A 4,665-nucleotide genomic window follows, 5' to 3' on the forward strand; every position below is an offset into this window, starting at 1 on the left:
GGCGCGGGCGGCAGCGGTCCGGGCTGCGGCCGCAGTGGCGTTGGCCCGGGCGGTCGCCGCGGCGGCGCGGGCGGCCGCCGCAGCGCGGACCTTGGCCGACTTCTTCTTGGCCTTGGTGACCGCCTTCTGTGCGGCCTTGAGCTCCTTGGCGGCCGCCTTGGCCGCGGCGGCAGCCGCGGCGGACTGGCTGCGCGCCTGCGTGGCGACGGCCCCGGTCGCGGCGATCTTCTTGCGGTGGGGGGCGGCCTTCTTGTTCGCCGCGGCCGCCTTGGCCTTGGCCTTGCTGGTCGCCTTGGCCGAGGCCTTGTAGCGGGTGCTCGCCGCCTTGGCGGACTTGCTGGCCTTGCTGGACGTGCTCGCCGTGGACTTGGCCTTCTTGGCCGCCAGGTCGGCCCGCTGCTTGGCGTAGCCGACGTAGATCAGCCGGGCCGCGACAGCCGCGTTGGCCTTGGCCTTGGCGTTCGCCCGGGCCTGGGCCGCGGCCTTGACCGCCGCCGCACTGGCCTTGGCGGCCGCTGCGTACGCCTTGCCGGCGGCGGTTGCGGCCTTGGCGGCCGTCTTCGCCGCGGCCTTGGCGGCCGCCTTGTCCTTCTTCGGGGCCTTGCTCTTGGCCACCGCGGCCGAGCGGGCCTTGGCCGCGGCGGCGGCCTTCCCGGCGGCGACCGCGCGCGCCTTGACCACCGCCGCGTTGCGGGCCGCGGCGGCAGCGCGCGCCTGGGCGGGAGCGACCGCGCTCTGGGCCGCTCGGGCCGCCCGTGCGGCGGCAGCCGCCTTCGGGCCGGACGCGAGGATGGCGCGCGTACGGGCAGCGGCGGCCGCCTTGGCCTTGGCGGCAGCGGCGGCCTTGGCCTTGGCGTTGGCCGCGGCTTTGCGCTGCGCGGCAGCCCGGGCCGCCTTCTGCTGCGCGGCCTTCGTCTTGGCCGCCTGGACCTGGGCGTCGCTCTTGGTGGGCGGGTCCGGAGCCGCCCAGGCGGGGCCGGCCGCGGCCACGCCGGCGGTCAGGGCGAGGGTGAGGCTCACTAGCAGGCCGATCAGCCGTTTCGGCATCGTCTCTTCCGCTCCACTCGGTAGATCGTCGGGGCGAAACAGGCGTCACACGGAAAACACAGGCCCCATCAGTTGCATAGCCTGCCAGAGCACTTCGCCCGATCGGGGTCACGAAACACCGGCGAGCCGCACCTTTCGTACGGTCTCGGACGACCGCCGCCGACGGCTGTCTCCGAGCGACTCCCGGTCGCTTGTGACGCAGCAGACGCGGTCGGACGGAATCTGTCCGAGCCCGGCCCGGTTGAGGCGAGGGTGAGCACCCTCTTCGAGCCGTTGACCCTGCGCGACCTCACCGTTCGCAACCGCCTCTGGCTGGCCCCGATGTGCCAGTACGCCGTCGACCGCGAGGACGGCGTTCCCACGGACTGGCACCTGGTCCACCTCGGCGCCCGCGCCCAGGGCGGCTTCGGTCTGATCCTGACCGAGGCCACCGCGGTCACGCCCGAAGGTCGGATCAGCCCGCAGGACACCGGTTTGTGGAACGACGCCCAGACCGACGCCTGGCGGCGGACCGTGGACTTCGTGCACGGCCAGGACGCGGCCATCGGTGTGCAGCTGGCGCACGCCGGTCGCAAGGGGTCGACCTTCCGGGGGTTCGACGGTGAACCGCAGGGCAGCGTGCCGTCCGCCGCGGGCGGCTGGACCACCGTCGGCCCCTCGTCGGTGCCGTTCACCGGCTACGCGGCGCCGACCGCGCTGACCGAGGAGCAGATCGGTGACCTGGTCGTCGCCTTCGCCGCAGCCGCCCGGCGGGCCGACGCCGCCGGCTTCGACGTGGTCGAGATCCACGCGGCCCACGGCTACCTGCTGCACGAGTTCCTGAGCCCGCTGTCCAACCGCCGCACCGACGGCTACGGCGGCGACTTCGACGGCCGCACCCGGCTGCTGCTGGAGGTGGTGGACGCTGTCCGGGCCGACTGGCCCGCGGGCAAGCCGCTGTTCGTCCGGATCTCCGCCACCGACTGGGTCGAGCGCGGCTGGGACGCCGACCAGTCGGTCCGCCTGGCCGCGCGGCTGACCGCCCGGGGGGTCGACCTGGTGGACACCTCCACCGGCGGCAACGTGGTCGCCCCGATCCCGGTCGCTCCCGGCTACCAGGTGCCGTTCGCCCGTCGGATCCGGACCGAGGCCGGGATCCGTACGGGGGCGGTCGGGTTGATCCTGGAGCCGCAGCAGGCGGAGAAGATCCTGGCCGACGGTGACGCCGACGCGGTGCTGTTGGCCCGCGCCGCCCTGCGCGAGCCCTCGTGGCCGCAGCGGGCGGCGGCCGAGCTGGGGCTGTCCTGGCGGGAGGCGCCGTACCCGCCCGCGTACACGCGGGGGCGCTGGGACGACGTGCCCGCTCTCTGACCGAGGGCCCCTGGTGATCGTCCGGATCGCCTGCTAGCGTGCGCTGAAACGATTCACCGCCACGTTCGAAGGAGAACCGGATGGTGCCGTCCGCACCCGCCACCGCCCCGCCTGCCAGCGACCAGCCCAGCTGGACCGCGCGGGTGATCAGTCCCGACGACGACTTCGCCGGGGCCCCGCTGCTGCGGACCGAGGTCACCCTGGAGCCCGGTCACGGGGAGGTCACCGCGGCGGTGCTGCACGCCACCGCCCACGGTCTGGTCGAGGCGTACCTGAACGGCGAGCGGGTGGGCGACGACGTGCTCAGCCCGGGGTGGAGCAGCTACGAGTGGCGGCTGCGCTACCGGACGTACGACGTGACCGACCTGCTGCCCGCCGCGGGAAGCCCGGTGGTGCTCGGTCTGGCGCTGGGCAACGGCTGGTTCCGGGGACGGCTCGGCTGGAGCGGCGGCCGGAACTACTACGGCGACGAGCTCGGCGCGCTGGCCCAGCTGGAGATCACGTACGCCGACGGACACCAGCAGCGGGTGATCACCGACACCGACTGGACAGCGGGTCCGTCCGCGGTGACCGCCAACGACCTCTACGACGGCCAGGACGTCGACGCGCGGCTCGCCTCGGACGCGTGGCTGCGTCCGGGGTTCGCCGGCGACGGCTGGGTCGGGGTGCACCTCGCTGAGCGGGACCTCGCGACCCTCGAGCCCTACCTGTCCCCGCCGGTGCGGCGGGTGGGTGAGCGCGTGCCCGAGCGGATCTGGAGCTCGCCGAGCGGGAAGACGCTGATCGACTTCGGGCAGAACCTGGTCGGCTGGATCCGGTTCACCGTCCAGGGCCCGGCGGGATCGGTGATCACGCTGCGCCACGCCGAGGTGCTCGAGCACGGCGAGCTCGGGACCCGGCCACTGCGCTCGGCCAGGGCGACCGACCGGTTCACCCTGAGCGGCGGGGAGGACCACTTCGAGCCGACGTTCACCTTCCACGGCTTCCGCTACGCCGAGGTCGAGGGCTGGCCGAAGGAGCTGTCGGCCGACGACCTGACCGCTGTCGTCGTCTCCACCGACCTCGAGCGGATCGGCACCTTCGAGTGCTCCGACGAGATGCTCAACCAGCTGCACCGCAACGTCGTCTGGGGCGCGCGCGGCAACTTCGTCGACGTGCCGACCGACTGCCCGCAGCGCGACGAACGCCTGGGCTGGACCGGAGACCTGGCGGCGTTCGCGCCGACCGCGGTCTATCTCTTCGACGCCGCCGACTTCCTCCGCGACTGGCTCCGCGACCTCGATGCCGAGCAGCAGCACGCCGACGGCATGGTGCCGTTCGTCGTGCCCGACGTGCTCAAGTACCTCGAGCACCCGCCGGAGTTCCCGACACCGGACAGCACCGCGGTCTGGAGCGACGCGGCGGTGTGGGTGACCTGGGCGGTCTACCAGGCGTACGGCGACGTCGGCGTGCTGGAGGACGCGTACGGTGCCATGGCCGCGCACGTCCGCCGGGTGGCCTCGAAGGTGTCCCCGAGCGGTCTGTGGGACACCGGCTTCCAGTTCGGCGACTGGCTCGACCCGACGGCGCCCCCGGAGGACGCGGCCCGGGCCAAGGCCGACCCGGGAGTGGTGGCCACCGCCTGCCTGGTCCGCAGCGCCGACCTGGTGGCTGCGTCGGCGCGGTTGCTCGGGCGCGACGAGGACGCTTCCTTCTTCGCCGGGGTGGCGGACCGGACCCGGGCCGCCTTCGTCGAGCACTACGTCCACGACGACGGCACGCTGCACTCCGACGCGGTCACCGTCTACGCGCTGTCCATCGTCTTCGGGGTGCTGGACCAGGCGCAGACCGCCCGGGCCGGGGACCGGCTGGCCGCGCTGGTGGCCGAGGGCGGTCACCACATCCAGACCGGGTTCGCCGGCACCCCGTTCGTGACCGACGCCCTCACCCTCACCGGCCACCTCGACGACGCCTACCGGCTGCTGCTGCAGACCGAGTGCCCGTCCTGGCTCTACCCGGTGACGATGGGCGCGACGACGATCTGGGAGCGCTGGGACTCGATGCTGCCGGACGGCACCATCAACCCGGGCGAGATGACCTCCTTCAACCACTACGCCCTGGGCGCCGTGGCCGACTGGATGCACCGCACCGTCGGGGGCATCGCCCCCGCCGAGCCCGGCTACCGGCGGGTCCGGGTCGCGCCCCGGCCGGGCGGCGGTCTGACCTGGGCCCGGTCCTCGTTGCAGACGCCGCACGGCGAGGTCTCGGTGTCCTGGACCGACGGTCCCG

2 protein-coding genes and 1 pseudogene are annotated in these 4,665 nt (G+C 73.8%); 2 read left to right on the plus strand and 1 reads right to left on the minus strand.

The window, feature by feature from the left end:
• A pseudogene (locus ACOJUF_RS21540) lies at positions 1 to 1,047 on the minus strand (hypothetical protein); the annotation flags it as partial.
• Between the two features lie 252 nt (positions 1,048 to 1,299).
• Here ACOJUF_RS21540 and ACOJUF_RS21545 point away from each other — a divergent pair.
• The gene (locus tag ACOJUF_RS21545) at positions 1,300 to 2,397 is read left to right on the plus strand and encodes an NADH:flavin oxidoreductase/NADH oxidase (protein ID WP_420123860.1); all 1,098 of its coding nucleotides are present in this window, start codon (positions 1,300 to 1,302) and stop codon (positions 2,395 to 2,397) included.
• 80 nt (positions 2,398 to 2,477) lie between these two features.
• On the plus strand, positions 2,478 to 4,665 hold a 2,188-nt coding region (locus ACOJUF_RS21550; protein ID WP_420123861.1), incomplete at its 3' end, for a family 78 glycoside hydrolase catalytic domain.

It is taken from the genome of Nakamurella sp., from assembly GCF_048594475.1.
GTDB lineage: Bacteria > Actinomycetota > Actinomycetes > Mycobacteriales > Nakamurellaceae > Nakamurella.